The following is a 657-nucleotide window of genomic DNA, read 5'->3' as shown; positions in this document are numbered from 1 at the left end:
TTCTGCAGGTACCGTCCACCCGAAGGCCTTCTTCCCTGCTGAAAGAGGTTTACAACCCGAAGGCCGTCATCCCTCACGCGGCGTCGCTGCATCAGGCTTTCGCCCATTGTGCAATATTCCCCACTGCTGCCTCCCGTAGGAGTCTGGGCCGTGTCTCAGTCCCAGTGTGGCCGGTCGCCCTCTCAGGCCGGCTACCCGTCGACGCCTTGGTAGGCCATTACCCCACCAACAAGCTGATAGGCCGCGAGCCCATCCCCCACCGAAAAACTTTCCAACACCCGACATGCGTCGAGTGCTCGTATCCGGTATTAGACCCCGTTTCCAGGGCTTATCCCGAAGTGGAGGGCAGGTTGCTCACGTGTTACTCACCCGTTCGCCACTGATCCACCCAGCAAGCTGGGCTTCACCGTTCGACTTGCATGTGTTAAGCACGCCGCCAGCGTTCGTCCTGAGCCAGGATCAAACTCTCCGTGAAAGAGAGAAAACACCACACACCACCAGGGCGTGCGATGCCATATCGATACTGGCCAGACAAGCTAGCAAAAAACTAGTTGTCCGATCCAAAGGAACCAATGAAGGTTCAAAATTTGGCATTGACTATCAAGCACACTGTTGAGTTCTCAAACAACCGACACACACCATCCGAAAGCCGGAACC

1 rRNA gene is annotated in these 657 nt (G+C 56.3%); it reads right to left on the bottom strand.

Annotated features, from left to right (window positions below):
• A 16S ribosomal RNA gene (locus Q6350_RS15305) occupies positions 1-475 on the bottom strand; the annotation flags it as partial.
• Between the last annotated feature and the right edge of the window lie 182 nt (positions 476-657).

The organism is Isoptericola sp. b515 (assembly GCF_030588125.1).
In the GTDB taxonomy this organism is placed as follows: Bacteria; Actinomycetota; Actinomycetes; order Actinomycetales; family Cellulomonadaceae; genus Isoptericola; species Isoptericola sediminis.
This window is presented reverse-complemented; position numbering and strand designations above follow the sequence as displayed.